The 21,503-nt window shown below is 56.6% G+C and carries 25 protein-coding genes, 1 tRNA gene and 1 pseudogene; 8 read left to right on the top strand and 19 right to left on the bottom strand.

The window, feature by feature from the left end:
- Nucleotides 1–132: 132 nt before the first annotated feature.
- Nucleotides 133–1,041: an aldose epimerase gene (locus tag B0G83_RS12450; RefSeq protein WP_105507738.1), complete on the bottom strand. Its 909-nt coding sequence runs from the start codon at nucleotides 1,039–1,041 to the stop codon at nucleotides 133–135.
- A gap of 58 nt (nucleotides 1,042–1,099) precedes the next feature.
- Here B0G83_RS12450 and B0G83_RS38125 point away from each other — a divergent pair, with 58 nt between their 5' ends.
- The 4 genes from B0G83_RS38125 to B0G83_RS12435 all read left to right on the top strand — a co-directional run bounded on the left by B0G83_RS38125 (nucleotide 1,100) and on the right by B0G83_RS12435 (nucleotide 3,855).
- The gene (locus tag B0G83_RS38125; protein ID WP_146120210.1) at nucleotides 1,100–1,375 is read left to right on the top strand and encodes a hypothetical protein; all 276 of its coding nucleotides are present in this window, start codon (nucleotides 1,100–1,102) and stop codon (nucleotides 1,373–1,375) included.
- A gap of 235 nt (nucleotides 1,376–1,610) precedes the next feature.
- Nucleotides 1,611–2,441 carry an undecaprenyl-diphosphate phosphatase gene (locus B0G83_RS12445; protein WP_105507737.1) on the top strand — a complete coding sequence of 277 codons (831 nt, stop codon included), beginning with the start codon at nucleotides 1,611–1,613 and terminating at the stop codon, nucleotides 2,439–2,441.
- A gap of 288 nt (nucleotides 2,442–2,729) precedes the next feature.
- Nucleotides 2,730–2,806, top strand: a tRNA-Arg gene (locus tag B0G83_RS12440).
- 260 nt (nucleotides 2,807–3,066) lie between these two features.
- Complete coding sequence (locus B0G83_RS12435) at nucleotides 3,067–3,855, top strand: hypothetical protein (protein WP_146120209.1); 789 nt, start codon at nucleotides 3,067–3,069, stop codon at nucleotides 3,853–3,855.
- A gap of 48 nt (nucleotides 3,856–3,903) precedes the next feature.
- Here the strand turns inward: B0G83_RS12435 and B0G83_RS12430 are convergent, their stop codons facing one another.
- From B0G83_RS12430 to B0G83_RS12405, 6 genes are all read right to left on the bottom strand, one after another.
- Nucleotides 3,904–4,371 carry a hypothetical protein gene (locus B0G83_RS12430; RefSeq protein ID WP_105507735.1) on the bottom strand — a complete coding sequence of 156 codons (468 nt, stop codon included), beginning with the start codon at nucleotides 4,369–4,371 and terminating at the stop codon, nucleotides 3,904–3,906.
- A gap of 11 nt (nucleotides 4,372–4,382) precedes the next feature.
- Nucleotides 4,383–4,862 carry a hypothetical protein gene (locus B0G83_RS12425; protein ID WP_105507734.1) on the bottom strand — a complete coding sequence of 160 codons (480 nt, stop codon included), beginning with the start codon at nucleotides 4,860–4,862 and terminating at the stop codon, nucleotides 4,383–4,385.
- Nucleotides 4,855–5,295, bottom strand: coding sequence for a hypothetical protein (locus B0G83_RS12420; RefSeq protein ID WP_105507733.1), 441 nt, complete (start codon nucleotides 5,293–5,295; stop codon nucleotides 4,855–4,857). The genes B0G83_RS12425 and B0G83_RS12420 overlap by 8 nt, the downstream gene beginning before the upstream one ends.
- A gap of 93 nt (nucleotides 5,296–5,388) precedes the next feature.
- A complete protein-coding gene (locus B0G83_RS12415; protein WP_105507732.1) occupies nucleotides 5,389–5,637 on the bottom strand; it encodes a hypothetical protein in 249 nt (82 codons plus the stop codon).
- Nucleotides 5,634–5,879 (bottom strand): hypothetical protein, encoded by a 246-nt coding sequence (locus tag B0G83_RS38120; RefSeq protein WP_146120208.1) that lies wholly within the window; start codon nucleotides 5,877–5,879, stop codon nucleotides 5,634–5,636. Before B0G83_RS38120 ends, B0G83_RS12415 begins: the two co-directional genes overlap by 4 nt.
- A gap of 186 nt (nucleotides 5,880–6,065) precedes the next feature.
- Nucleotides 6,066–6,359 carry a hypothetical protein gene (locus tag B0G83_RS12405; RefSeq protein ID WP_105507730.1) on the bottom strand — a complete coding sequence of 98 codons (294 nt, stop codon included), beginning with the start codon at nucleotides 6,357–6,359 and terminating at the stop codon, nucleotides 6,066–6,068.
- Between the two features lie 120 nt (nucleotides 6,360–6,479).
- Here B0G83_RS12405 and B0G83_RS12400 point away from each other — a divergent pair, with 120 nt between their 5' ends.
- Nucleotides 6,480–6,722, top strand: coding sequence for an Arc family DNA-binding protein (locus B0G83_RS12400; RefSeq protein WP_105507729.1), 243 nt, complete (start codon nucleotides 6,480–6,482; stop codon nucleotides 6,720–6,722).
- 656 nt (nucleotides 6,723–7,378) lie between these two features.
- Here the strand turns inward: B0G83_RS12400 and B0G83_RS38115 are convergent.
- The 9 genes from B0G83_RS38115 to B0G83_RS38110 form a co-directional block, all read right to left on the bottom strand.
- Nucleotides 7,379–8,041 carry a hypothetical protein gene (locus tag B0G83_RS38115; protein ID WP_146120207.1) on the bottom strand — a complete coding sequence of 221 codons (663 nt, stop codon included), beginning with the start codon at nucleotides 8,039–8,041 and terminating at the stop codon, nucleotides 7,379–7,381.
- A 173-nt stretch (nucleotides 8,042–8,214) separates the two neighbouring features.
- The gene (locus tag B0G83_RS12385) at nucleotides 8,215–8,970 is read right to left on the bottom strand and encodes an HNH endonuclease (RefSeq protein WP_105507726.1); all 756 of its coding nucleotides are present in this window, start codon (nucleotides 8,968–8,970) and stop codon (nucleotides 8,215–8,217) included.
- A 315-nt stretch (nucleotides 8,971–9,285) separates the two neighbouring features.
- On the bottom strand, nucleotides 9,286–10,089 hold the full coding sequence (locus B0G83_RS12380) for a hypothetical protein (protein ID WP_105507725.1): 804 nt from the start codon (nucleotides 10,087–10,089) through the stop codon (nucleotides 9,286–9,288).
- A 237-nt stretch (nucleotides 10,090–10,326) separates the two neighbouring features.
- Nucleotides 10,327–13,014, bottom strand: a complete 2,688-nt coding sequence (locus B0G83_RS12375; protein WP_105507724.1) for a hypothetical protein — start codon at nucleotides 13,012–13,014, stop codon at nucleotides 10,327–10,329.
- Between the two features lie 62 nt (nucleotides 13,015–13,076).
- Nucleotides 13,077–13,298, bottom strand: a complete 222-nt coding sequence (locus B0G83_RS12370; protein WP_105507723.1) for a hypothetical protein — start codon at nucleotides 13,296–13,298, stop codon at nucleotides 13,077–13,079.
- Nucleotides 13,299–13,419: 121 nt separating this feature from the next.
- Nucleotides 13,420–14,382, bottom strand: coding sequence for a hypothetical protein (locus B0G83_RS38590; RefSeq protein ID WP_181156828.1), 963 nt, complete (start codon nucleotides 14,380–14,382; stop codon nucleotides 13,420–13,422).
- Nucleotides 14,383–14,582: 200 nt separating this feature from the next.
- Nucleotides 14,583–14,990 (bottom strand): helix-turn-helix domain-containing protein, encoded by a 408-nt coding sequence (locus B0G83_RS12365; RefSeq protein WP_105508085.1) that lies wholly within the window; start codon nucleotides 14,988–14,990, stop codon nucleotides 14,583–14,585.
- Between the two features lie 7 nt (nucleotides 14,991–14,997).
- Entirely contained in the window at nucleotides 14,998–15,198 is a 201-nt protein-coding gene (locus B0G83_RS12360; protein ID WP_105507722.1) for an AlpA family transcriptional regulator, read from the bottom strand.
- Between the two features lie 82 nt (nucleotides 15,199–15,280).
- A complete protein-coding gene (locus tag B0G83_RS38110; protein WP_146120206.1) occupies nucleotides 15,281–15,820 on the bottom strand; it encodes a hypothetical protein in 540 nt (179 codons plus the stop codon).
- Between the two features lie 622 nt (nucleotides 15,821–16,442).
- On the opposite strand from B0G83_RS38110, the gene B0G83_RS12350 reads away from it, so the two are divergent.
- Genes B0G83_RS12350 through B0G83_RS38100 form a run of 3 tightly spaced genes read left to right on the top strand, consistent with a single transcriptional unit; the run spans nucleotide 16,443 to nucleotide 18,875 of the window.
- Nucleotides 16,443–17,900: a hypothetical protein gene (locus B0G83_RS12350; protein WP_146120205.1), complete on the top strand. Its 1,458-nt coding sequence runs from the start codon at nucleotides 16,443–16,445 to the stop codon at nucleotides 17,898–17,900.
- A 41-nt stretch (nucleotides 17,901–17,941) separates the two neighbouring features.
- A complete protein-coding gene (locus B0G83_RS38105; protein ID WP_146120204.1) occupies nucleotides 17,942–18,169 on the top strand; it encodes a hypothetical protein in 228 nt (75 codons plus the stop codon).
- A 52-nt stretch (nucleotides 18,170–18,221) separates the two neighbouring features.
- The gene (locus tag B0G83_RS38100; RefSeq protein ID WP_146120203.1) at nucleotides 18,222–18,875 is read left to right on the top strand and encodes a hypothetical protein; all 654 of its coding nucleotides are present in this window, start codon (nucleotides 18,222–18,224) and stop codon (nucleotides 18,873–18,875) included.
- A 318-nt stretch (nucleotides 18,876–19,193) separates the two neighbouring features.
- On the opposite strand, the gene B0G83_RS12345 is transcribed toward B0G83_RS38100, so the two are convergent.
- From B0G83_RS12345 to B0G83_RS38585, 3 genes and pseudogenes are all read right to left on the bottom strand, one after another.
- Entirely contained in the window at nucleotides 19,194–19,931 is a 738-nt protein-coding gene (locus B0G83_RS12345) for a hypothetical protein (RefSeq protein WP_105507719.1), read from the bottom strand.
- 671 nt (nucleotides 19,932–20,602) lie between these two features.
- Complete coding sequence (locus B0G83_RS12340; RefSeq protein WP_105507718.1) at nucleotides 20,603–20,944, bottom strand: GrlR family regulatory protein; 342 nt, start codon at nucleotides 20,942–20,944, stop codon at nucleotides 20,603–20,605.
- A 268-nt stretch (nucleotides 20,945–21,212) separates the two neighbouring features.
- Nucleotides 21,213–21,503: pseudogene (locus B0G83_RS38585) on the bottom strand (hypothetical protein); the annotation flags it as partial.

Below are 21,503 nucleotides of genomic sequence, written 5' to 3'. Positions count from 1 at the left end.
GCCGCGCGCCGATCCCGATCACGTGGCAGGTGGATACAAAGCGTCCGATTCTAACGGTTCTGCGCTGCACCATCCGAAAAACGGCTGGCGCGACGGCATGGGCAGCGCGACACGAGACAGTGGCCGAGCCGATCAGCGCAGCTTGCCGACGCTGATGCGCAGCGTCGCAACTTCGGTCTGAGCGGGCTCAAGCCAGCGCAAACCCATGCCGTTGTGAATCGCGTCCGGCAGCCCGAGCCACGGTTCGACGCAGTAGAAATCCGAGTCCGCGGCTTCGGTCCACGTGGTCACCGCGTACCAGGGCACCGAACCCGGCCGCTTCAGGTCGATCGTAACGACGCGGTTCAGGCCCGGCGCGACGAGTCGCACCGGTCGATCCGGCGTGCCGTCCAGACAATGGAAGCGGTCGAGAATGCGCGCTTCGTCGAGCGTGTAGCGGGCGTCGCCCGGCTCGAACGCGCTGATCGAGCCATCGTCCTGCTGATGGCAGCGTTGGGTGCGCGGCAATTCCAGCGAGGTCTCGCCGCGTTGCGTGTGCGGCAGCGTGAAATAGAAGTGATGACCGGCGTAGTAGGGCAGACGGGCGTCGCCGGTATTGGTGGTGGTGAACGTCACCTCTAGCGTGTGCGCGTCCACGAGGGTATACGCGGCTTCGAAACGGAAGCCGAACGGATAGCCGCCGCGCGTCGCCGCGCTGTCGGCGAGGATCATGCGCAGGCCGGCGCCATGTACGTCGGCATGTGCCTCGAACGGCAGGTCGCGGGCGAAGCCGTGCATGGGCAGTTCGCGGACCGTGCCTTCCGCGTCGCGCCAATAACCGATCTTGCCGTCCACCCGATGCCGTCCGAGGAACGGAAACAGCAGCGGATTGCCGCCGCGAATTCTCGCCGGCTGGCCCCAGTCGGCGTGCTCGGGCCAGTGAATCACGGCTTCACCGTCGACGGTCCACGACATCAGACGGCCGCCGGCTTGCGGCGCGAAGCGGAGCACGGAGGCGTCCTGAGCGATCTCGAGAATGTCCTGCTGTGGGGAAAGAGGCATGGTCGATGGCAGGTTCGGTAAAAGGTTGAGGGCAGACCGAGCGCGGCGGAATTGCGCCGTGCTCGTACGCGATAAGCATGGAAATCGCTTTGCGGCGCCACGCGAGAGGATGATTTTGCGCTGCTTTGCGCTACGGGGAAACCCTTCTCGGGAAATTGCGGGTGTCGCGCAAGGGCCATCCTTGCCGATAATCGCCGAACTGTCCGGTCACTTTTGTCCGCCGGACCCGACCTGCTCAGGAGGCACGATGGATCTCGCAATGGCAATGGGTGTGGCGCTGTTCGGCATGTTCGCGGCGAGCACGGTCTATTTCTTCTATAAGATCGAGCGCTAGGCTGGCGTCACACGATTCCCGATTCACCGGGCCGCCGCTGCGCGTTGCCCGTTTCTTTTGCCGTCGCGTAACAACGGTTTCCAGTTGTGACGCGGTGCGTCAATCTTTCCCCGAAAGCGGTGCAAACGCTTGGCGCTGCCATTGCAGCCAGGCATAATCGGTGCGCTTCTGACGCGCCGGCTTTTCTCGTTGAGCGGCGCGCTGTCCCTGACTTTTTCCTTACAAGGACCGCCGCGTGAACCTGTCGTTTCTGATTTTCCTGAGCGTGCTGCAAGGCGTCACCGAACTGTTTCCGGTGAGCAGCCTCGGCCATACGCTGCTCGTGCCTGCATTGTTCGGTATGCATATCGACAAGCACGCGCCGCAGTTGCTGCCGTTCCTCGTCGCGTTGCACCTCGGGACGGCGTTCGCGCTCCTGTGGTATTTCCGTAAGCGCTGGTGCGCGCTGGTGCGCGGTTTCTTCGCCTCGTTCGGCGGGCGCCGCAACGACGACGCGCACATGATGTGGGCGCTTATCATCGGCACGATTCCGGCGGGTCTGGTCGGGCTGCTGCTGGAAAAACACCTTGAGCGGATTTTTCACGACCTGCGGATCGTGGCGATCGCATTGATGGTCAACGGCGTGCTGCTGTGGTTCGGCGACCGTCTGCAGCGTTCGCGTGCGCATCTCGCGCCAGAGAAGCTGACGTTCCGCCAGGCGTTTTTTGTCGGCCTTGCGCAGATCGGCGCGTTGATTCCGGGCTTCTCGCGCAGCGGCCTGACGATGATTGCCGGCAACGCGGCTGGCTTGACCGCCGAGAAATCCGCCGAGTTCTCGTTCCTGCTCGGCACGCCAATCATCTTCGCGGCCGGCGTGCTCGAATTGCCGAAGCTGTTCCATGCACCGGATCAACTCGCGGACGCGCTGCTGGGCGGCGTGCTGACCGCGATCGCCGCGTATCTGAGCGTGCGTTTCCTGATGCGCTATTTCGAAGGTCGCGGACGTCTGGCTTCGTTCGGCGTGTATTGCGTGATTGCCGGCGCGCTGTTCCTTGGCTGGTTCCTGTTGCATCCGCAACCGGTTTGATGGTGTTCGTGGTGCCTGCCGCCGCGTGCTGGCGAGTGGGGACCGATCGGTTATAATCCGGGCCCGGTCGCGCTTGCTGCCGGGCTCGTTGGTTTTTATGGCGTGAGGGCGCTTTCCGGCTCATTCCGGCGCGCGGCGTGAGATTTCCGGTCTTTGGTCCCGTCAGTTAGAATTTCGGTTGTCCACGAACCCTGCGGCGAAGTTCAGCGCAGGTTCCAGAACCCGACAACGGGTTGTCATTGCAGGCGATGCCAGCGGTATGTTGATGTAGCATCGCCTCTCTTCATTACGGCAGTAGCTCAGCTGGATAGAGCATCGGCCTTCTAAGCCGAGGGTGGGGGGTTCGAGTCCCTCCTGCCGTACCAATCAAATCAAACACTTGGCCCGACTGATGTAAGTGGGCTTTTTGCGTTCCTGCGTCTATGTAGGCGCTGTGTAGGTTTTTAGGCGGAATCATGACTGTCGCGATTGCCCATGACTGCGTCTAGCCAGCCTTCCTTTTTTGCCGTTCGCCCATCGCTCGCGCTCGCCATACGCTGATTGGACACGACCCCCTCTACGTGATAATTTGATGATGTACGGTTTTTGACGTACTCATACGTACAAATTACGGACAGAGGGTAAAATGAAAACGGATCGTTTTGAGATGCGTCTCGAAGAAGATTTCGCCGGAAGGATTGACGCTTGGCGAGATCGTCACATGTCGGGCGCATCTCGCGCAATGGCAATCAGAACCTTGATCGAGCGCAGCCTCGGTGGCGGCGATCCCAGTGAAAGGGTGTTCACCGATGGCGAGCGTACGATAATCGCTCTGATGCAACCCTTGTTCGAGAAGATCGGCGCGCCAATTTCGGACATCAATGCGATTGTTGCGGGCTTTAAATCGGGACATACGTGGATCGCAGATCAGCGCATGGGATCCCTGTATGCGCCAAAACAAAGCGTCAAGGCGGACGGGGATTTTGTGCTTGAGGCGCTCGAAGCTTGGGACATTTTCGAAAGAGCTTTCGACGCCTTGGACGAAGAGGGGCGTGCGAGTGTTCTCGCGCCCAGCGAGCGCGATTTGCGCCTGAAAGAGGCAGGCGCTGAGCCGCCCTCGCGCGAAGTTAAATTCGCGGGCTTCTACGCGGCGCGTGAACAGAAATTTGGTGAACTTGCCGAGTTTCTGACGCGTTCTATCGGCTACTTCCCGCGTTTTGTCGATCGCGACATGATGGGCGCACAAGATACGACGCTGCACCATCTGCAGAGAAAGCTCGACTTTTACCGCTCAATCAAGCCCCGCCTCATCGGTGGCCATCAGCCGAGCCCACAGGACATCCGTAAGTTCGTTGAAATCCGCGATGGTGTGTCATGGACCGAAATTGAGGCTCTGAGGCCCGAACTGAAGCTGGCGCCGAAATGGTCGTCGTGAAAAGAACGAGCGACTGCCTCCCAGATGTGCCGCAGATCTTGGAACTCTTCAATAGCTGGCGTCGTTGCTAGCCGGCCGGGATACGAAGCGCCGCAACTGCCAATCCCGGATCTGCAGCAGGGCGTTGGCCCACTCACCGGGCGACAACGTTCGCCAATCGGGCTCCGGGGTCGGCCACACGCGCTTGATCCGAAACCGGTCGATGTCGTGCCACGCGCGGCTTGCTGGATTGGCACGAGTTGCGGGCGTATAGAGAGCGACGAATGCGGGCAGGTTGGCCATCTTCGCAAGCTCACGGATAACCCCCGTCGGCTTCTCCTGTCCTATGTCCTGTGCCACCTCGACCAGCGCAAGCGGTAGCTTGCCGTCATAGCCGTACTCGACGAACAACACGCTATCGAGGTCAGCCATCGTCAGTGATTGAGCTTTACGATGGCCGATAAAACGCCCGATCGATCGCGACCGGTGCCAGACACCATAGGCACGGTCGCGGATGAGATGTTGTTCTTCTTGCACGTTGAAGCCCCTTAACTGACGCCGAGTTTTTCTACCGGCTCCCGGTCGTTCTGCTCGATACGCTGCTGATAACGCTCCTCCAGCTCGGCGTCGAATCGGGCGAGCGCCTCGGGAAGTTCGTCTTCGGTGAAGATGTGCCAGACAAGTTCGTCGCGTTCGTTAGAGCGCCGGGCGATGAGGCTCTTCGCTTCATCCATGCTCATCGCCGGCCCGTAGACGAGCCCGCTCGGTGCAACGGCGTAGTATTCGCCAGTAGCGGCCTTGGGCGGCGAGAAGTCATCGCATGGTGCAAGCGAGGAATCCGTGGCAAAAATCTGGGCTACCCTGATGCGGCTTCCATGGCGCTTCCCGTCAGGTGCAAGCCAGAACTTGTCGATCGGCTCAATTTCCCACCAGTCCGGACCGTTGAAACCGGCCGGTGCCACAATGCGGCCGCGGTCGCCTTTGGGTGTCCTGACGCGGTCACCGATTTGGAAGCGGAGATTAGACATGGTACGTTCTCCTCGAGATCGTGAATTGACCTTCGTCGAGGCGGTGCAACCGGACCACGCGCGCAGTGGGGTACTCGGACCGCAGATTATCCGCCGCCTTGTTGGCCTCGCGAATTGATGGGAAGCCGCCGGCAAGCGTGTTGCGCTTTTCGTCCCACACAAGGTATTCATATTCGGGCTGCAGCCCGGAGAGCGCCACGTCGGTTTTGCGGCGGATATTGTCGAGAATATCCCACTGCGCGTGCGAGCCGACCGGGCCGTCCATCTTCATGACCCAATCGGGAAGCTGCTTGTGCAGACGCATTTCATGCAGAATGGTCCACAGGGACAATGCGATGCGGCGCTCGCCCGCGAGCAGCGATTCGACAGTATCGATGGGTGCCGAGGTGTTGTCGCTGGGTGGCTCAGGGAGAGCGAGGGCTTTGATAGACATTTCGGACTCCTGTAAGTTTCGATATGCGCCAATATCGGCGCGACTCCCACAGTACGCCTTAGCGAGGCATGCATTTCGGATTTGCGTTGTCGATCATTCCCCCGCTCCGCCCGACACCGTGATATGCGACACGATTGCATGTGCCGACGTCGCCATAGTCGCGAGGTTCGCGAAAAAGGCAGCACGTAGGTTGCTAGTGAACGCGCCAACGTCGCCGTCTTCGCAAAGCATCAATGATGCTCGGAGCGCGCCGAGCAGGTAATGCAGTCGGTCGACGTCCTCGACGGTCAGATCGGCATGCACGGCGGTGGTTGTCTCACGAATCAGGGGTGAAGTATTCATGCCGCGGCCTGTTCTGATCGGCAAATCGATAGTGCTCTTTGAGTCGTCTCGATCTGCTTTCCTAGCGCGTTGAGACCCAGTTCGACCAGCGGTTGATCGCCGTCTATGTCTTCACGATCAGCACTGACATCGAAGTTGTTGTGCAACCAACGTAGCGCGCTGACGATCAGCAATGCATCTACGGCAGCCATTTCGCCGTCGTGAGCGTTAGGCGTAGACGCTCCTTCAGCTTGTGGGCTCATTGCCGTATCCTCCGCGCCGCCGAAATCGTGCCGGCAAGATCGGACACCTTGCGCAGAGCATCTGCTAGCAGATCGAAGCCCTCCCGTTCGCTACGAGCGTGCACGGCGGCGCGTAACGCATCCTGGACCATGCTGTGGATCGGGTCTGCGACTGGTTGCCTTTGGATATGTCTGGACATGATGCGCTCACGCAATTGCCAGTTCGACTTCGTCGGTTTCCGCGAGCGGGAACAGTTGCCCGTCCATTGCGTAGCCGAGGTTGGTGAAGGCCGGCGCGTCACTGCGAGCGTCGATACACCAGATCGGCGAGCCAAGCACCTCGACCTTCCAGTCGTAGTAGAGATCGGCAGCGCGTCCCACGATGCGCACCACCCGCGTGCCAAACCGGTTCGTCAAAATTGCAAGGTTGTCGCGTTGGCAACGCAGATTCTGACGGCGAGCGCCGGCGGCGGTCTTGGTAGTGCTGGCTTGGCTGATCATGATTCGCTCCTTGAGAGGGGAAGTCGGCAACGCTCATCGACATGGTTGCGCGTTGACCTTGATTGAAATGTAGCACCGTGCTTTATTGATTGCAAGCACCGTGCTGCATTAATATTCGTTATGGCCCGCGACGAACCCCAAGTGAATTTACGAATCCCAGCGAATCTTAAGGATCTGCTGGACGAGGCTTCCGCCCGAAACAAGCGCTCCCTGACCGCCGAGGTAGTGGCTCGTCTGGAGGAAAGCTTCGACTCAGAGAAAGGTGCCAGTGCGCCGCCGCTAGACGAGCACACGCTCGACCTGTTCGCCGAGAAGGTCGGCCAGGTGCTGGACGAGCGAGACAAGCGGCGAAAGAAGGTCTAGACTTCCCCGTAAGCCAGTTTTGCCATCAGCCCGCCGTGAGCGGGCTTTCGCACATTCGACATTTGAAATCGAGGTGTGAAATGGCAGGTACAGCGCAGCGCCGGGCGAACCGGGCGCGATTAATAAAGAGAAGGGTGTTCTGGTGGCTCAGCAACGAGCAGAAATCGGATGTCCAGCTTGGACGTTTGATCGACACTCCGACGCCTTGCAGTTGCTGGATGTGCGGCAATCCGCGGCGACATTTGAAAAAGGACAGACTGTCCATCCGGGAGCAGCGCTGGTTCCAGGCGGTCGATGACTTCCGTTAAATAAAATTTGTACTTTGCCGCTACGTAGCCCGGTCGATGAACCACGCAACTCGCGCAAAACTGGGGAAGAGATGTTTGATGCGCAACATCAGCCACGGCTCAGAGATATGCCTGGACACACACCGTGACATTCGCAGTCTTTTTTATTTAAGTATCGATCAATGAACTCTTTCACTTCCCGCTCCGCTGGCGCTGGTGGAGAACCAAAAAGATCGCGTAAAAATTTCCATCGCCCGTAAATGGCCTCGACACGGCGATGATAGCAATCGCTCATCCCTCTCGCATCGGACAGAATATCTTGGAGAAACTTGTCGGTAGCACAGGTCGCAGTCCCGCCAGGCAGGCCCTTCATGGCCTCATACCCTTCGTTACGCGTCTATCTTCGTGGACGGGCATTGTTAGGACACTGATCGCGTCATCCTCGCCCAAAATGCCAGGCAAATATTCATTGTCCCAGTGCTTGCCTGCCGCAGCCACAGCCTTTTTTATTGCAGCGACCGTCTCAGGTTCCGACTGAAACATCATTTCTAATGCCTGCAAGGCCGCAAGTTCCCGGCTCTTCAGCAAATATTGAACATCCATGATCTTCTTCCTCCGGAACGCATAGATCTCTATCGGCACAATAATTAAAGCAAGGACCGCGCCCAAGTTAAGTGTCGTTCGGGCTGCAACCGCCAAACTAAACCACCATTCACTGTTCCGGCACAATAAAGGAGCGCCTTCCGGCCATGTGGCCCCGTTTAAAAGCTCGATCCATGGTCGAAAATCATTGGATGGATCACAATGCAACGCGCGAAATACCAAGGTTGTTCCGATGAACAACAAACACGCCACGCCGTAGGTCCACCGGCGGACGATCTTCCCCGCATTGCGACCTGCAGCACGACCGCTTTCAGCCATCTTGTACTCAGTATCGTTGTTGTTGTGCGCGCTGGCGCACGCTTCGCCTAGCGTTATATTGCCAGCACCAAAAAAATACAACGGGTAAATGTACGTGTCCGGTAGTTCCAACTTTCAACCAGTATTTGCTGGCACCTTGTGACGTGGATCACGCATTGGACAACAAACCAAACCGACCACAGACGCACAGCGGAGTGATTTGATCTCTTAATGAAACGGTGTGTATTGCTCCGTACGACGACCCACTACCCCATAGGCGACCAATTGCTTGCGGAAGCTGATACTCACCCCCGCGGTTGCAGATACTGCCCATATTCAGCCATGAGGCTAGGATCGATCTTGATCAACCTGTGGTTCCTGTCTAGGCCAATCAATCCTGCGTCATATGCCCGGTGGACGTCTGCGCGTAACGGGATTCCGTCACGTTCGGAATTGTCGCCAGTTTCCCAGCGCCGTCCTTTTAGATGCGCCGCTTCGAGAAGAGCCTCAGCAGTGCAGCCTGTGACCACACATCGCGCTCCCAGAAATCCGAAGACAGCTTTCCTGAATGCTTTTTGCTGAAGTCGCTGCTTGATTTGTGCGAGCCGGAATGTCGGGCCGCCATCCGTGCGATCATCCACTTCGGTTGCCACATCAGGTTCGAAATAGGAATAAATCACGGCCCCAGGCTGTTTGAGGATCTCGGATAGTTCACGCTGACGCTCATCGACAAGGTTCATGTCCGGAACTTCCAAACATTGCACATCGCCGAGGATGAGTGAATAGAAGCCTGCACGACCGTCCCATCCTTCCGCGCCCAGATAGTCACCCAACCAGATTCGTTTGTGCCGTTCGACAAAGTGAATTGCAAAACCGTTATCAGCCGTGACGCGCGTCGGTTTGCCAGGCCAGTACCCGTCCAGCATTTGCCCCGGATGGTCTAGGTGTTCTCGGAAATTCTCCTCTGATTCAGGATGTTTGTTCTTTGTTATGACGGCCGGTCCGCCTAGAGACCGCAAGATCTCAAGAAGCTCAGTTGCTGAGACGGTGACGAAGTCCATACTACCCCCGAGGACCTGAAAGAAATTATGCAAATCGCATTTCCGGATGGGCCTAACGCCTTACATCTATAGCAGGAACGTCGTGAAGGCTCCAAGGCTGGAGCACGCTTCGTCCGCTACTGTATCGCGATGATGCGATTGCACACTACCAGACAACATCGCCGCGACTGGCTCGGATTAAATCACCGAAATCCCGGATATCTAAGGGCCTCTGCCAACGCAACCAAATAATTGGTCACATGGGGGGCTTGCCATCCAGTGTTCAAGACGTGTCCCGAAGTAGTTGCCGGCGGCTTGGCATTGAAGCAGCTGTCGCTACCGCCAAGGAAACGGGCCGAACATAGGTCGAACCGTACGTCGCCCTCCGCGTGCTGGCAGCGCATCGATCGCTGCTTGTAAGATTTCGCCGAATCGGCGAATGACGTCTGAGGACACGGAAAACGAGGCAAGTTTCCCGCGCTCGTCGGTCGATATCAGTTCGTCGCCATCAAGGTTCTCGAGCGACAAAGCCCCTATGTCGAGAGGTTTTTTACGCCCTCGGTTGTCGCGCCCCAACCACTGGGCGCGGTCGTCGATATGTTGTGCGCTATCCCGCACGCCCTTTAAACCACGAAACTCCGTAGCGAAGGCATCATAAACCGGTTTGATTTCGGCGCGTAGTGCCGCCAAGGCCTTCAGGCATTTTCGGAATCGATCTGCAGCACCTAGAAATGACAGTGCGTGGGCGTGCGGTGCCCTGTGTATGAACTCAATCGGTACGTGCCCGAGGGCTGCCCGCTCTTGAACCACCGCAATATCGAGCGCGACCGCTGCTTTGCGGCGTTCGTCGCGCTCCAGGGCATCCATTTCGTCGCGGCGGAGGATGCCATGCTTTGCTGCGACTTCACGCTCGAAATCGCTTTGTCGCTGGCCTTGCGCTAGTGCCTCCTCTTTAGACCTCGCAACATCTCGATCGCGATCGTGGGCAATGCTTTCTCGCGCCTGTTGATAGCACTTGAGCGCGATGGCCATATCGGCAAGGCCGTCTTGCATGTATTTAACCAAAAGATTGACGGACTGCCACTGTTCGTCTGGCAGATCGAACGATGCGGGATAGACCGTTACGTACGACAGCGTCATTGCTCATTCCCCTTGGGTGCGATAAGAGGAAGGCTACTAGAGAAACGCGTTGCTTGGCGTTGCCAAGGACATCCGACCACTATCAATTGCATCCGCAATTCGAGCCTTTGCCGAAATAGCAGACCAGAAAATGCATCAGCGGCGCAAAATGACAGCCCCGCCAATGCAACGTCTGCCTGGAATCGAAAATTGCGGAGCTTCTATTCTCTTTGACGAACGCCACGACCTCGAGGAACGTCAATCGTATTCGTACACGATCACCTTGCCGCCTGTACCGTTTGAACCCGCAGTGGCAGACGTACTTGCCGGAATGGCGGCACCATTCCCGCCAACTCCATTTCCGCTGTTTGAATTGGAACCCATGTGCGACGCACCGCCAGGGACAAAATAAGCCGCCGTGGATGACAGGTTGGAAACGGGCGCTGCGGAGGTCCCCGAGACGCTATAAAGCGTAGTAGCTCCCGACACGGTACAACCAGAGGGAGCGGCTGCCCCGCTTTGGGTAAAGCCGGTTGCCTGACCGGCTGCGCCGACCCCGCCTACGCCACCCGGACACGAGATGATAGAGCCGAAGCTAGTGGTGCCGCCCGAGGTGCCCGCATTTGCCCCAGCTGCTCCGCCAGTCCCCACGCTGCCGATTGTCACCGTCGCTCCACTAAACCCCGATGTAATTAGCGAGCTTGCGTAACTCCCTCCGCTGCCGGCCTGAGCAATCGCATTCTGGGACGCCGACGTCGCCGCTACACCCCCGCCGCCACCGCCTGGCGCCTGTACCTCAACGATGACCTTCGCGGTTCCAGTCGTAGGCGTATATGTGCCACTCGACGAGAAGACCTGAATGTTGAGCAGACGCCCTGGAATACCGCTTACTGTGCTGCTTGCGGAGAGGGTGGTGAACGAGCCCGAGCTACCACTGATCGGAGTGCTGGTGATGCCGTCCACCATCGTGACGGCGCCAGTTGAGTTGGAAATCGAAAACGGAATATCGGTGAAAGTGCCGCTGACAAATCGACTTACACCGAAATTTGCTCCAGTCGTGCTCTGCCCAAACAGCTGCCACCGTACGGTCCCGCTCGCATCAAAATTGATCGCGGACTGCCCGCTACCGGACGTATCGTTGAGAAAGAATGTCGCTCCCGAATAGGCAAGTCCCGTCGCCCCTGTAAAGTTCGCCCCGTTGATCGTCGGCGAGTTCGCCAACACTCCCAACCCCGTTCCCGTCCACCCACCACCAATCGGATTCGATCCACTGTTCTGGACTGGTGTCGTGATGTTGGCGGTGTTGATCGTGTTATTGATTGCACTGGAGCCTGACGACGTTGCATCGAAGCTGATCGCAGTGGTGGCGTACCCCGAAAAAACGTTGTTAGCGACCGTCGAACCGGTGTCGCCGGTTGCCTTTACGTAAGCAAGCGCGGTGATTGCATCGTTCTTAAAGATGTTCCCGGAGATAGTGTTGTACCCACTTCCCGACATCAGGACTGAGACGTTGTTATTCTTGAACTGATTGCCGATAGCATTCACGTACTTCGAGTTGATGATGTTCAACCCGGTATCGTTCACGGTATCGTTGTCAGACACGATCTGCGATCCGATCAGCGTGATGACCCCAGAGCTTCCGCTGATGTAGACGTCCGATGTATTGTTATTCGATCCTGCCTTCGGGTTGATCCAACCGCCGGAAATCGTCAGTTGGCCGCCGCTCGGCATGTTGTTGACGAATATGCCCTGCGCCGTGAACTGGTCGACGATTGGCTGGTTGATTATCACGTCCTCGACGTAGGAGGCGGTCGAGTAATCGAAGTAGTAGCCGTAGTTCGTCCCGGCGGTGGATGCATTGTCGAAGTACAGATCCGACATGTAGGCACCGCCAAACTTGTAACCAACAGATCCCGTCAGGGTGTTGTTGCCGCTGACGAAGGTATCGCGGAGATTGGTTGATGCATTCCCCGCAGTGCCTGTGCCACCGCCATTAAAGTTGAAGCCGGTGAAGCCGTTCGTAGAGCCGTTGACATAGCTGGCACCGACAAAATCAATTTCGGTGTTCGTCGCCCTCAACAGATTCACGCCATACAGAAACTCCTGCACCTGCATGTTGCGCAGATGGGTGAACGCGTTGTATTGAAGGTTGATGCCAAACGATCCGGTCGATGATCCGGCCGCAGAGCAGATGATCGAGAAGTCCTCGAACGTGTCGTTTGCGAGCGGCGTACCAGACGCGCCGAAGTTGTCGATCCCGTCCAGCGTGGCCGAGGTCATGGCAATCGTGGTGATGTTCAACCCCTGCCCGACCAGGCGAATATGACTCCAGTTGTTGGTGATCGTGGTGGCGGTCGTGTAGGTGCCAGCAGCCATCTCGATGGTGCCGCCGGTGTTTCTCAGAAACGAGAACGCCGTATTAAATGCGGGACCGCTATCAATGCCCGAATTGTTTAGCTGGGCGCCAAACCATTCGGGTTCGACGGTCATGCCGACGTCGGCCTGTGCCGCAACGTTGCTGAAAATCTGCGTGCGACCAGCCAGTATCTGCTGTTGCACCTGAACGTTTTCGGCACCGGTGGTGCCGATGATGCGTCCGTTCGCCTCAAAGTCGAGTTGTGTGCCCTGTGCAAACGTATGATTCGCCGCGATTTTGACGGGGCACGAAACAATCAAAGTGGTTGGCGTCGAGCCGATAGCCGTGACGGCATTGCTGACTGCGGCGTCATCGTTCGTCGTGCCGTTGCAGGCCGGGTTGAAGTCGGTCAGATTGACGATCTGATTGAGCTTGCCTGCGACAGTCGTTGCGCTTGGGTTATTGACGGTGAGTGAATACGGGACCGTTGACGTTCCAAGAACTGTGAGATTCTGGAATGTAGGGGATGGATAGATTTGCCCGAATGCGATCGCGGGCGCAAGAAGCGCCACAAGTGCAAGTTTTTTCATTCTGGAATTTCCATAAAAAAAGCCGCTCAATGGCGGCTTGCGTTCGTGGGGCTGAATAGCGGTTACGAGATGGCGAGACTTCCGTTGTTGTTCCAGAGCACGCCCACTCTCGATGGCAGGGTAGTAGGCAGACTCGCCACCCACCACGCTGGCGCGGCGGCATTGATCTGGTTCAACAGATCGGAGAGAGCAATGGTGCAAGTGGTCGTATGCCCGTTCTGCGTCTGCTGGATCGAAACGTGTTCGGACCCGCTCAACGGGTTGGGGAGGTCAGTCAATTGCATTGGTTTTTTCCGGTGCCAGAAATGAAAAAACCCGCAGAATGCGGGTTCGGGTGACGAAGCGATCGGTGCTAGCCGTTTGTCCCTCGGAAGAGGGGCGAATTGCATGGAGGCGGTAGCTCAGTCAGGTGTACTCCCAGACAATGATGATTCCGGGTGTGCCATTGCCGCCAGCTTCGGTAGCGGAATTTCCCAGACCCACAGCTCCGCCGCCACCGGCGCCAAATCCATTGGCTGAATTTCCCGGGAATGCAGAGCCGATAGTGTTCGTTGACGCAATCAGACCACCAGATCCGTAAGGGGAATTTCCCCCCGCGCCACCTTGACCGGAACTGGCAGAAAGAATCATCCCTTGCTGGCCCTGATAGCCTACCGATCCAATCCCACCAACTACAGTCGGCGGTGCGGATGGTTGTCCATCGACCCCAGTAAATGAAGCGATGGATGCGATGTTTGCCAGTGGAGCGCCTCCGCCACCTGGAAGGACAAGCAGAGAGCCGAAAGACGTCGTGCCGCCGTTGGTTCCGGCCGTGCCGGATACGCCGTTGCCGCCTGCACCTATGACGACGCTTGTAGCGACCGGATTGCTGAGCACCATTTTCCCAAATGCACCCGCTGCCCCGCCTCCACCAGCGGCAGCTGAACCACTTCCCGGATTGGGGAAACCTGCGCCTGCGCCTCCGCCTCCCGCGCCCTCGACAATAGCGTTTGCCGTGCCTGGCGTCGGCGTATAAGTGCTCGTAGCTGTGATGTACTGAACGTTCAGAAGCCGCCCGGGCTGGAAATTGGCCATCTGACCCGCCGTCGGTCCCGACCAGGCGAAGTCGCCGACCGACCACGCAAGCGCCGCCGTTCCTTCCTGCCCGCGACTCAAACCGCTTAGCGTTGCACCGGATACTTCGGTCGCGTAGATGATTTCGAAATTCTGTCGCGTTGCCTGATCATTCAGTGTGATGACCAGCACCTGGCCGGCGGGGATCGAATTTGGTAAGTGCGTTGCGCTAGACAGCGCGAGCGAAGTTGCAGAGGGCGAGATTGCCCCCGCCAACGTCGTATCAACGTTGTTCGTAAAGATGAACTTTGGCATGTTTTTTCTTCAAGAAGTCAGCGGAACCCGACGGCCGAGTTGTTCAGAGATAGGCCGTGTATTTCGGATGTCCGCAATACCGAAACGAAATCGAGGCGAAGAAGATCGCTGATTTCTGGATGGGGGTTAGCGTGAACAGCCGTGGAAGACAAGCTTGGTGGGAACGAGGTTGATTGGATGCCGAAATGAAGATGAGGGACCTAGGACTCGTTGCCGGCAGATGGTTCTTTGATCAGGAAATACCGAACCGTGCCCACGTGCCAAAGGCCATCGCCACCCCACGCACCTTCACGCACGGATGCGATATCCCAGCCGCGCTCTTTAAGATCGAAGATGCGGGTAGGTAACTGAACAAAACCCCCAGACGCGCGGCCCTCGATCGAGCCGAGACCATGACTGCCCTGAGCACGAAGAATTGCACCGAGCCGGATCAATTGAGCTTCGCTTTCCGTGGTATCGACTTCGATACCGAGGCGTTTCCAATAAAGACGCAATGCCTTAAAATGCGCTTCGATCTTTCGCTTAATGGTAGCCGGCGATTCCCTGCCGCTGATCATTGGAGTCGTGGGGACGCCCGCCTGGCCGCGGGCGTTTCTTTTTCTCGTCATGGTCACCTCACACCGTCTGTCCCGCTTCGTGTTTTTCAAGCAGCGCCTCGATGGCATCCGCCGGCCACAGAAGCTTGCCGTTAGGCGTCTTCACCGGAAGCACGCCCCAAAAATTGCCAACGGCACAGTGCCGCTTGTGCACAGTCGTAGCCGCGACCCGCATCAGTCCGGCTACTTCTTTGGTCGTAAAAAAACGTTGAACGCTCATCGCTTTGCTCCTTAAAAAATAAAAAAGCCCGACGGCGGGGAAGCCAGTCGGGCTATTGGGTAATGCTGCTCGGGTGATACGCTTAAGAGGCCTTGCTATCAGCAGGATCGGCCAGCGCCGCATCCATTCCTCGCCGGTGACTGTCGGCGGCGCTACGCAGGCAATCCAGCAAGGTCAGATAATCGGCCTCATATCTGCGCCATGAGTCGACTGCGATGCTCGCCATGTGAGCGCGTTCCGCAGTTCCATACGGGCGGAAGCCAGTTCCTTTACAAATCACGCACCCACTCACCGCGTCGATTGCTTCCGGTTCCGCAGACCGACCTGTACACACGACACATCGATCGTCGAGGTATTCATGCAGGGCGGCATGGACCAAGCTCTTGCGCGCCGAGCGTTTTGTGCGTCTTGAGAACTTCTCCGAAAGCAAGTCTGCACATGCGCCGTAGACGCTCGCGTCCCCGCCAAATTTAAGCCGTTCGAGAATTGAACCCAATGGCGAACCCGACATTGCACGCGCCGCCAGATAATCGACATCTGAACAATCAGTTTCGCTCCATGACAGGTTTCGGGAATTAATAGCGCGTGCCTCTCGGCGGCGCGAGCCATAGAGTCTGTTCATGCCAATCCTTGTGAAATGCGGATACGCAGTGATTTTCGACGCGCAACTTCCCCGCAGAGAAATTGGCATTTATGGGCTAGTACCTTCGCTGATTGCCCCCGGGGTTGCTCGTTGTTTCGAGCAGAGCCTTCCGGATCGGGCTTAGGTCATTTGTTATTGCTGGAACCCATTATAGGGATTCTTCGGATAATCTGCGAATGGTGGGGAATGGACAAATAAAACGATTAACGATGGATTGGAATTCTATAAAGTAGATATATGTTGATTAACACGGATCAATTTTAGAGAGTAAATTCTAAATTATTTTGGTCGTCGACTTTGCAAATGATAGTTGCCGCCATCGGGAGGGACAGCATGTAGGCGCGGGGCGTATTAGCCCCTAACAGTGAACATCCCGCCGCCCCTGCTACATGCTACTGACGGATGGGTTTACGTGTATGCCTAGACGAGGCCCTACCCCTTGAAATATGGGACGTAATCGACAAAGAATATTTCCAGCAAGTGCTCGTCGCAATTGTATTTCCCCCACACTCCGACCAGAAAAACGTCGATCCCGTGTGAGGCAGACTTCGCGAAATTAGGAAGCCCCCTTGGTCTAGCCAGACTCTCAAGGAGCAGGCGAATGCGAAACAAATATTCAGTTTTCCTTACGATAATTTCTTGTTCGGCATGCACTGCATTCAGCCCCTACAATCAAACGGGTGAAGAGGTCAATCGGAATGCGACGCAATACTCCAACAACGCCCTGTTGCTGAATGTTGCCAGATCCGAACTATCGGAGCCGTTAACTTTCATAACCATTACGGGTCTCGACGGTACAGAGTCGGCCACGGGAACGTTGGGCATTCCTTCGATCATTTTCGGGCCCCATGCTGCAACATCCCCCAAGAACTATGTCGTCGGACCAAACTCCACATCACGCACTAACTCGAACACTTTCCACGTGAGCGTGGTCGACGACCCGCAGTCTTTCGAAGCTCTTCTCACGCCACTGAATCCGGGACTGGTGGCACTGTTCATAGATCAAGATTATTCACGCGAGTTGATGTTCTTCCTGACCGTGAGCAGGGTACGTGAGGTTAAGTTAGTAAAGGACTCTACCGTAGTTGAATCAGTCGTCGATGAATGGAGAAATGATCCGGACGACCCCAAGGCATTCGCCAAGTTTGTGGGCTTCATGGCTTCGTTGCTAGTCGGAGGGTTGACCGCCCAAACCGACATCACATCCATTGCCGCTGGCAAAACGTTTCCCCCGAGCAAGCTATGCTTCGATGCGCATATAGCCAAACCTGCGTTTGCAGCCGATATCCTCGGTGGTGCAAAAAGAGGCATGGTCGCGTTGAGTGGAGTCAAACTTCCACGTGAAACCGCTGCCCCGGAAGCCGCGTCCGCCGCTGAAGCAACGACGGAGAAAGCGCTTGCAAGTCTGGACAACTGCAACGTGAACGAGGGCTGGGTTCAGACTAAGATTTCGACGAACACGGGTTCGATGCAAGGAGGTGCGGGGCAGGGCCAAGGATCAAACCAGGGAACCGGTCTGGCTGTCAGTAACCCACAGTCGACGGCGCTCATTGTCGCTCCCGATGGCGCTCTTTGGATATTCAACGCTAACGCGAACAGAATTACGCGAGTGCCATTAGACAAGACGGGTAGTCTCGGGAAACCGAGCTCCCAGCCATTGGAAGCTAATGCCGCGAAGCCAAAGCCCGAACAGCCGACAATCGCATATTTGTTGACGCTCAAGAGTGCACCCGCCGACAGGCATTTTCAAGTTTTTATGCGCTCCACCTATGGTGTTTACGACTTTATCGGTGGCCTGATTCGAAACGGAGACATTAAGAATCTAGTCAAACCAGACCATTCCGGATACGGCGGAATAATCAACGTCCATAAGTTCTCCCAGTCGGGTGACAGCCCTGCTGACTGTTTTGCATCAGTGCTCTACCGTAGCCAAACGTATTGCGTCCCTGGAGACGCCACCCACACAAAGAAGCTCTTCGCATTGTTGCATTCCCTACAACAGTTGATGACAGCACCTTCAAATTCGCCTACTACCTTGCAGGTGACTAACGTCCCATAACGCAACGCGAGCATTTCGTTCATTTAGACCTGGAGACCAACATGAATGCACTGACCGATGTTCAGCTGAAGGCCGTTTACTCGGGATTAGCAAAAGCTGGGTTGAACGGTTATAGAATTGTTTCCCTGCATCTTGAGCCAACTACCGCGGCGGCACCCGGCGCGCTTGCTGCGCGCGACATCGCTGCCGCTGCGCCGGACGTGACGAATCTCTGTCACGCACAACAGCTCCCAAGCGGCGGTTACGTCATCAATTGCGATCCACAGTAATCGCAGTCATCGCATTTTTGCTGTCTCAGGCTTTGCCGATGGAGGTGTATCCATGAAGCACATCATCCATATCGTCGCGACTCTAGCGACTCTAACGGTCGAAGGTTGCACAACTTCTGCCCCGCCATCGGTCGTTAATGCGGCACTTCCCACGCAATGCAATGGTGCAACGACTATTGAAGACAACACGTTTTACAGTTCCGGGCAAGTTACCCACACCGTCAATGCGGCCGTCACCTTCGCAAATAGAGTTGCGCATGTCCAACTCGAAGACCCGTTCCAGGACGGCTCAGTGACAACAACTGCAGCCATTTATCCAATACCAAAAATTACGTCCGTGGCCGTCATACAAAATATTGGCGCCCCGTCCCCGATCACTCAGCTGCCGCTTCCAGTTGCTCCAGCACCAGCGGCGGCGGGTGTCCACGTGAAACTATCGTTTGAGATCCGATGTGCCGCAGACGCCCCCGCAGGCAACACGGTGCAATTCATCGCCGCGCAAGATGCATGCGGTGTCCACACAGATACATTTTCACCTTCTTCGTTGACGTGTGCACCGGGTGCGATCACGACAATCACAGCTCAGCGCAACTGGGACGGCAATTCATGCCACGACGTGCAAACACCCACGGCGATGGCAGAAGCGATTCCATTACAGGTGTCCAGTAGTCGAGGCACATGCTTAGTCGGCTTGCCCGTGAAATAAAAGGCGATGCTTGCAACAATATTTCCGAGGCTGCCCAGTTCACCACGGGCACCGCGGTAACACCCCGGCACTCGTTAATGGATTCAATAGCTCTGGGCGCTCATCTTTGATACCACTATTGTTTTGGTTGCGTTGAGAGTGATCGAATACAAAGTAATGTGCAGCCGGCAACCCTCCTTTCTGTGGACACCTCGCATTTTGCAACCAGCACATCCCCGGTGAACCGGAGTGCGACCCCACACGAGTTATTCGAAAGATGCGCCTTAATATTGCCCGCCCCCTTCGGATTTAGCCGCGCGGATATCCGCGCGGTGCCGCTCAGTTTGCTGATGCATTCCCCGACTGCGCAATCTTGGTAAGAACACCTGCCTCATACGCATACCAAGATGCCAAGCAAGCCTTGTCCTTGCAATTTCTCTCTCGAAAATTCCACTGTTTTTTTATTCTCTCCGAGAAAGCACTCTGATCCTGGACCGCGGTGCGAGCTTGTTGCACTAGTTGCTCAAGCGAACGGTCAGAGGCGGCCAGATCCGCATCGTGGCAAATCAAATACTGTGGGATTGACCCTGCCTGATTGCAGTCAAAGCTAGTTTGCTGCAACTGAGTGTTCGTGTCTTGCGACTGCTGAGGTGTCGTTGTCGAAGTATCAGACGTTGCCGCTGAGACAACCGCGGGAAATTGCGCAGTGGCAGTAGTGGCAGCCGGCGTTGGCATCGTTCGGTTGGAGACGATCTGCCCGTATGGAGTGAGTTGGCCTGATATTGCATCTTCGAGCATCGCTCCGATTAAAGAACCAGGCTTGACGTGAATTGTCTCTGTTTTGACGACCGTATCGCCAGCCATGGTCTCAGACTTCGCAAACTCGCAGGACGTCTGGCAGCTCACACGGTTCGTTACGGTAGTGTCGTTAGCGTCTTGCCCCAAAATGATGATGATGTACGCGCCATTCTTGATGCCGACGTAGCGCACCATGATGAGAGGTTTTGTCGCCGTTCCGTTGCGAACATCGTTTTCGCTCAGGGCAGGCTCATACCCATAGGTGCCGTTGTCGACCATCGCATAGTTATGGCTCGGCGGTGGCGGTGGCGGTGGCGGTGGCGTAACTGGCTCCGGTGGCGGCGCTGGGTTGGAAGCCACGGCCGGAGGCGTAGCGGCCAGAGCCGCGGACGCTGACTGGGACGTCGTTTGAGACTGGCTTCCGTTATCCTTTCCGCATCCCGACAGAATCAAGACAGCCGCGAAAATACAACTCGCCCCGCCCATTATGCTTTTCATGGGTTCCCCTTCTGGTCATTTATGAACTCGTTTTATTCCAGCATGCTGCGTGGCTGGCGTAACTTTTTATTGAGCCGATGATACCGCAGGCTGACCCGCTCCGAACCATCACGGCCGTTGTTTGGTAAAGGGCAAGAAAATGTAAATTGAGATTTTGACGAGGTGAGGGATGGCGACGGCCATTATCGACTACATTGCAAAGTCAAAGTCACGTGGAGGAGTGGGACATCCGATAATGGTTATTCGTTTAGCATGTGGGAGGATCAGGGCGAGCGACGCAACCGCATCTAACTGACTGGCGCGTTCCTCACCATAAGTTGCGACCGTAAAGAGCGACAAACGTGAGGGGCCAGACTCACTGTACTTCGGCGTCGCCCTCCGTATAGAAGTATCTAAAACGGAAAGCCCCACAGGCGAAATAGCTCTGGAGCCTCCGTTGTTGATAGCTATTCTCAGGAAAGATCAAGGTCGGACAGATAAGTCGCCCGCACTGTAATGCCGGGGGATCCAGGGACTGGCGAGGGGCCGGAAAACTGCATATCCTTCCCAATCACGTTACCTGTTAGGCTCAAGGCGAATTTGCCGCCATGCGAACCAAAGGCACTGATAGCGCCTTGTACGTACGCCTTGACCATAAGCATCACCTCTAAACGGTCGTCCGGCCCGCTGACTTGACCAGAATAAAGATACTGATCGTCCCCACCATGAATCCTGCCGTCCTCGAGGATTACGACACCGCGAGCCCCTTTAGTTAGCGCACTGAAATCGACGCTGTAAAACCCGTCTGCAGCCATCTAGCCTCCTCATATCCCGCATGAATTGCGGCGACACGGTGTTATACAGTTGAAAGCTTCGCGGCAAGAAAAAAAGCAGGGGCGGAATGGCGCAAATTGAAGGATTGTTTGGGCTTCGAGTGGATCGGCAAATTGTTTAAGTCAAGCCCTCTTCAGTCGCTCCCGGCACTCTCGCAGCAGTCCGTTAAAACGCCTCCGATATTCCAGCCATTCCGCCGAGCGCAACCCGTGCTTCAGCGCATTCTGCGACGCGCCAGCTTTGCCCTCCTCAGTCGTCGGACCGGTTGACCGCTCCCAAGGCTTCCACCGCCTGATTGCCTCGGCCTGCTTCGCTTTGCGCTCCGTAGTCCAACCGTTCGCCATCCTTATGCTCCAAAAGTTCGTTCGTCTGCTTGCCGTCTTCTTCACGTGTGCGAGAGGGCGGCGCGGTACCGTTATTCACCTGCTGCTGATGCGCGTTGTTCGTAAGCGACATTTGACGGCCGTCTTGACGATCAGAATTTGATCTCGAAGAGGCGTTCGTTGACGCTCTGGAGGTCAAAGGCAGCAGGATCGAAAC

The sequence above is a fragment of the Paraburkholderia sp. BL21I4N1 genome (assembly GCF_002973525.1).
In the GTDB taxonomy this organism is placed as follows: Bacteria; Pseudomonadota; Gammaproteobacteria; order Burkholderiales; family Burkholderiaceae; genus Paraburkholderia.
Note: the sequence above shows the minus strand (reverse complement) of the source record. Positions and strands in the feature narration are given on the sequence as shown.

What these genes read in the sequence shown, in the direction of transcription:
- B0G83_RS12360 (WP_105507722.1), bottom strand. Translation starts at nt 15,198, where the DNA reads ATGAGCGTTCAACGTTTTTTTACGACCAAAGAAGTAGCCGGACTGATG.
- B0G83_RS12405 (WP_105507730.1), bottom strand. Translation starts at nt 6,359, where the DNA reads ATGATCAGCCAAGCCAGCACTACCAAGACCGCCGCCGGCGCTCGCCGT.
- B0G83_RS12340 (WP_105507718.1), bottom strand. Translation starts at nt 20,944, where the DNA reads ATGGCTGCAGACGGGTTTTACAGCGTCGATTTCAGTGCGCTAACTAAA.
- B0G83_RS38100 (WP_146120203.1), top strand. Translation starts at nt 18,222, where the DNA reads ATGAAGCACATCATCCATATCGTCGCGACTCTAGCGACTCTAACGGTC.
- B0G83_RS12350 (WP_146120205.1), top strand. Translation starts at nt 16,443, where the DNA reads ATGCGAAACAAATATTCAGTTTTCCTTACGATAATTTCTTGTTCGGCA.
- B0G83_RS12435 (WP_146120209.1), top strand. Translation starts at nt 3,067, where the DNA reads ATGAAAACGGATCGTTTTGAGATGCGTCTCGAAGAAGATTTCGCCGGA.
- B0G83_RS12415 (WP_105507732.1), bottom strand. Translation starts at nt 5,637, where the DNA reads ATGAATACTTCACCCCTGATTCGTGAGACAACCACCGCCGTGCATGCC.
- B0G83_RS38105 (WP_146120204.1), top strand. Translation starts at nt 17,942, where the DNA reads ATGAATGCACTGACCGATGTTCAGCTGAAGGCCGTTTACTCGGGATTA.
- B0G83_RS12385 (WP_105507726.1), bottom strand. Translation starts at nt 8,970, where the DNA reads ATGGACTTCGTCACCGTCTCAGCAACTGAGCTTCTTGAGATCTTGCGG.
- B0G83_RS38110 (WP_146120206.1), bottom strand. Translation starts at nt 15,820, where the DNA reads ATGAACAGACTCTATGGCTCGCGCCGCCGAGAGGCACGCGCTATTAAT.
- B0G83_RS12370 (WP_105507723.1), bottom strand. Translation starts at nt 13,298, where the DNA reads ATGCAATTGACTGACCTCCCCAACCCGTTGAGCGGGTCCGAACACGTT.
- B0G83_RS12450 (WP_105507738.1), bottom strand. Translation starts at nt 1,041, where the DNA reads ATGCCTCTTTCCCCACAGCAGGACATTCTCGAGATCGCTCAGGACGCC.
- B0G83_RS12420 (WP_105507733.1), bottom strand. Translation starts at nt 5,295, where the DNA reads ATGTCTATCAAAGCCCTCGCTCTCCCTGAGCCACCCAGCGACAACACC.
- B0G83_RS12345 (WP_105507719.1), bottom strand. Translation starts at nt 19,931, where the DNA reads ATGGTCGACAACGGCACCTATGGGTATGAGCCTGCCCTGAGCGAAAAC.
- B0G83_RS12400 (WP_105507729.1), top strand. Translation starts at nt 6,480, where the DNA reads ATGGCCCGCGACGAACCCCAAGTGAATTTACGAATCCCAGCGAATCTT.
- B0G83_RS12375 (WP_105507724.1), bottom strand. Translation starts at nt 13,014, where the DNA reads ATGAAAAAACTTGCACTTGTGGCGCTTCTTGCGCCCGCGATCGCATTC.
- B0G83_RS38120 (WP_146120208.1), bottom strand. Translation starts at nt 5,879, where the DNA reads ATGAGCCCACAAGCTGAAGGAGCGTCTACGCCTAACGCTCACGACGGC.
- B0G83_RS12425 (WP_105507734.1), bottom strand. Translation starts at nt 4,862, where the DNA reads ATGTCTAATCTCCGCTTCCAAATCGGTGACCGCGTCAGGACACCCAAA.
- B0G83_RS12365 (WP_105508085.1), bottom strand. Translation starts at nt 14,990, where the DNA reads ATGACGAGAAAAAGAAACGCCCGCGGCCAGGCGGGCGTCCCCACGACT.
- B0G83_RS38590 (WP_181156828.1), bottom strand. Translation starts at nt 14,382, where the DNA reads ATGCCAAAGTTCATCTTTACGAACAACGTTGATACGACGTTGGCGGGG.
- B0G83_RS12380 (WP_105507725.1), bottom strand. Translation starts at nt 10,089, where the DNA reads ATGACGCTGTCGTACGTAACGGTCTATCCCGCATCGTTCGATCTGCCA.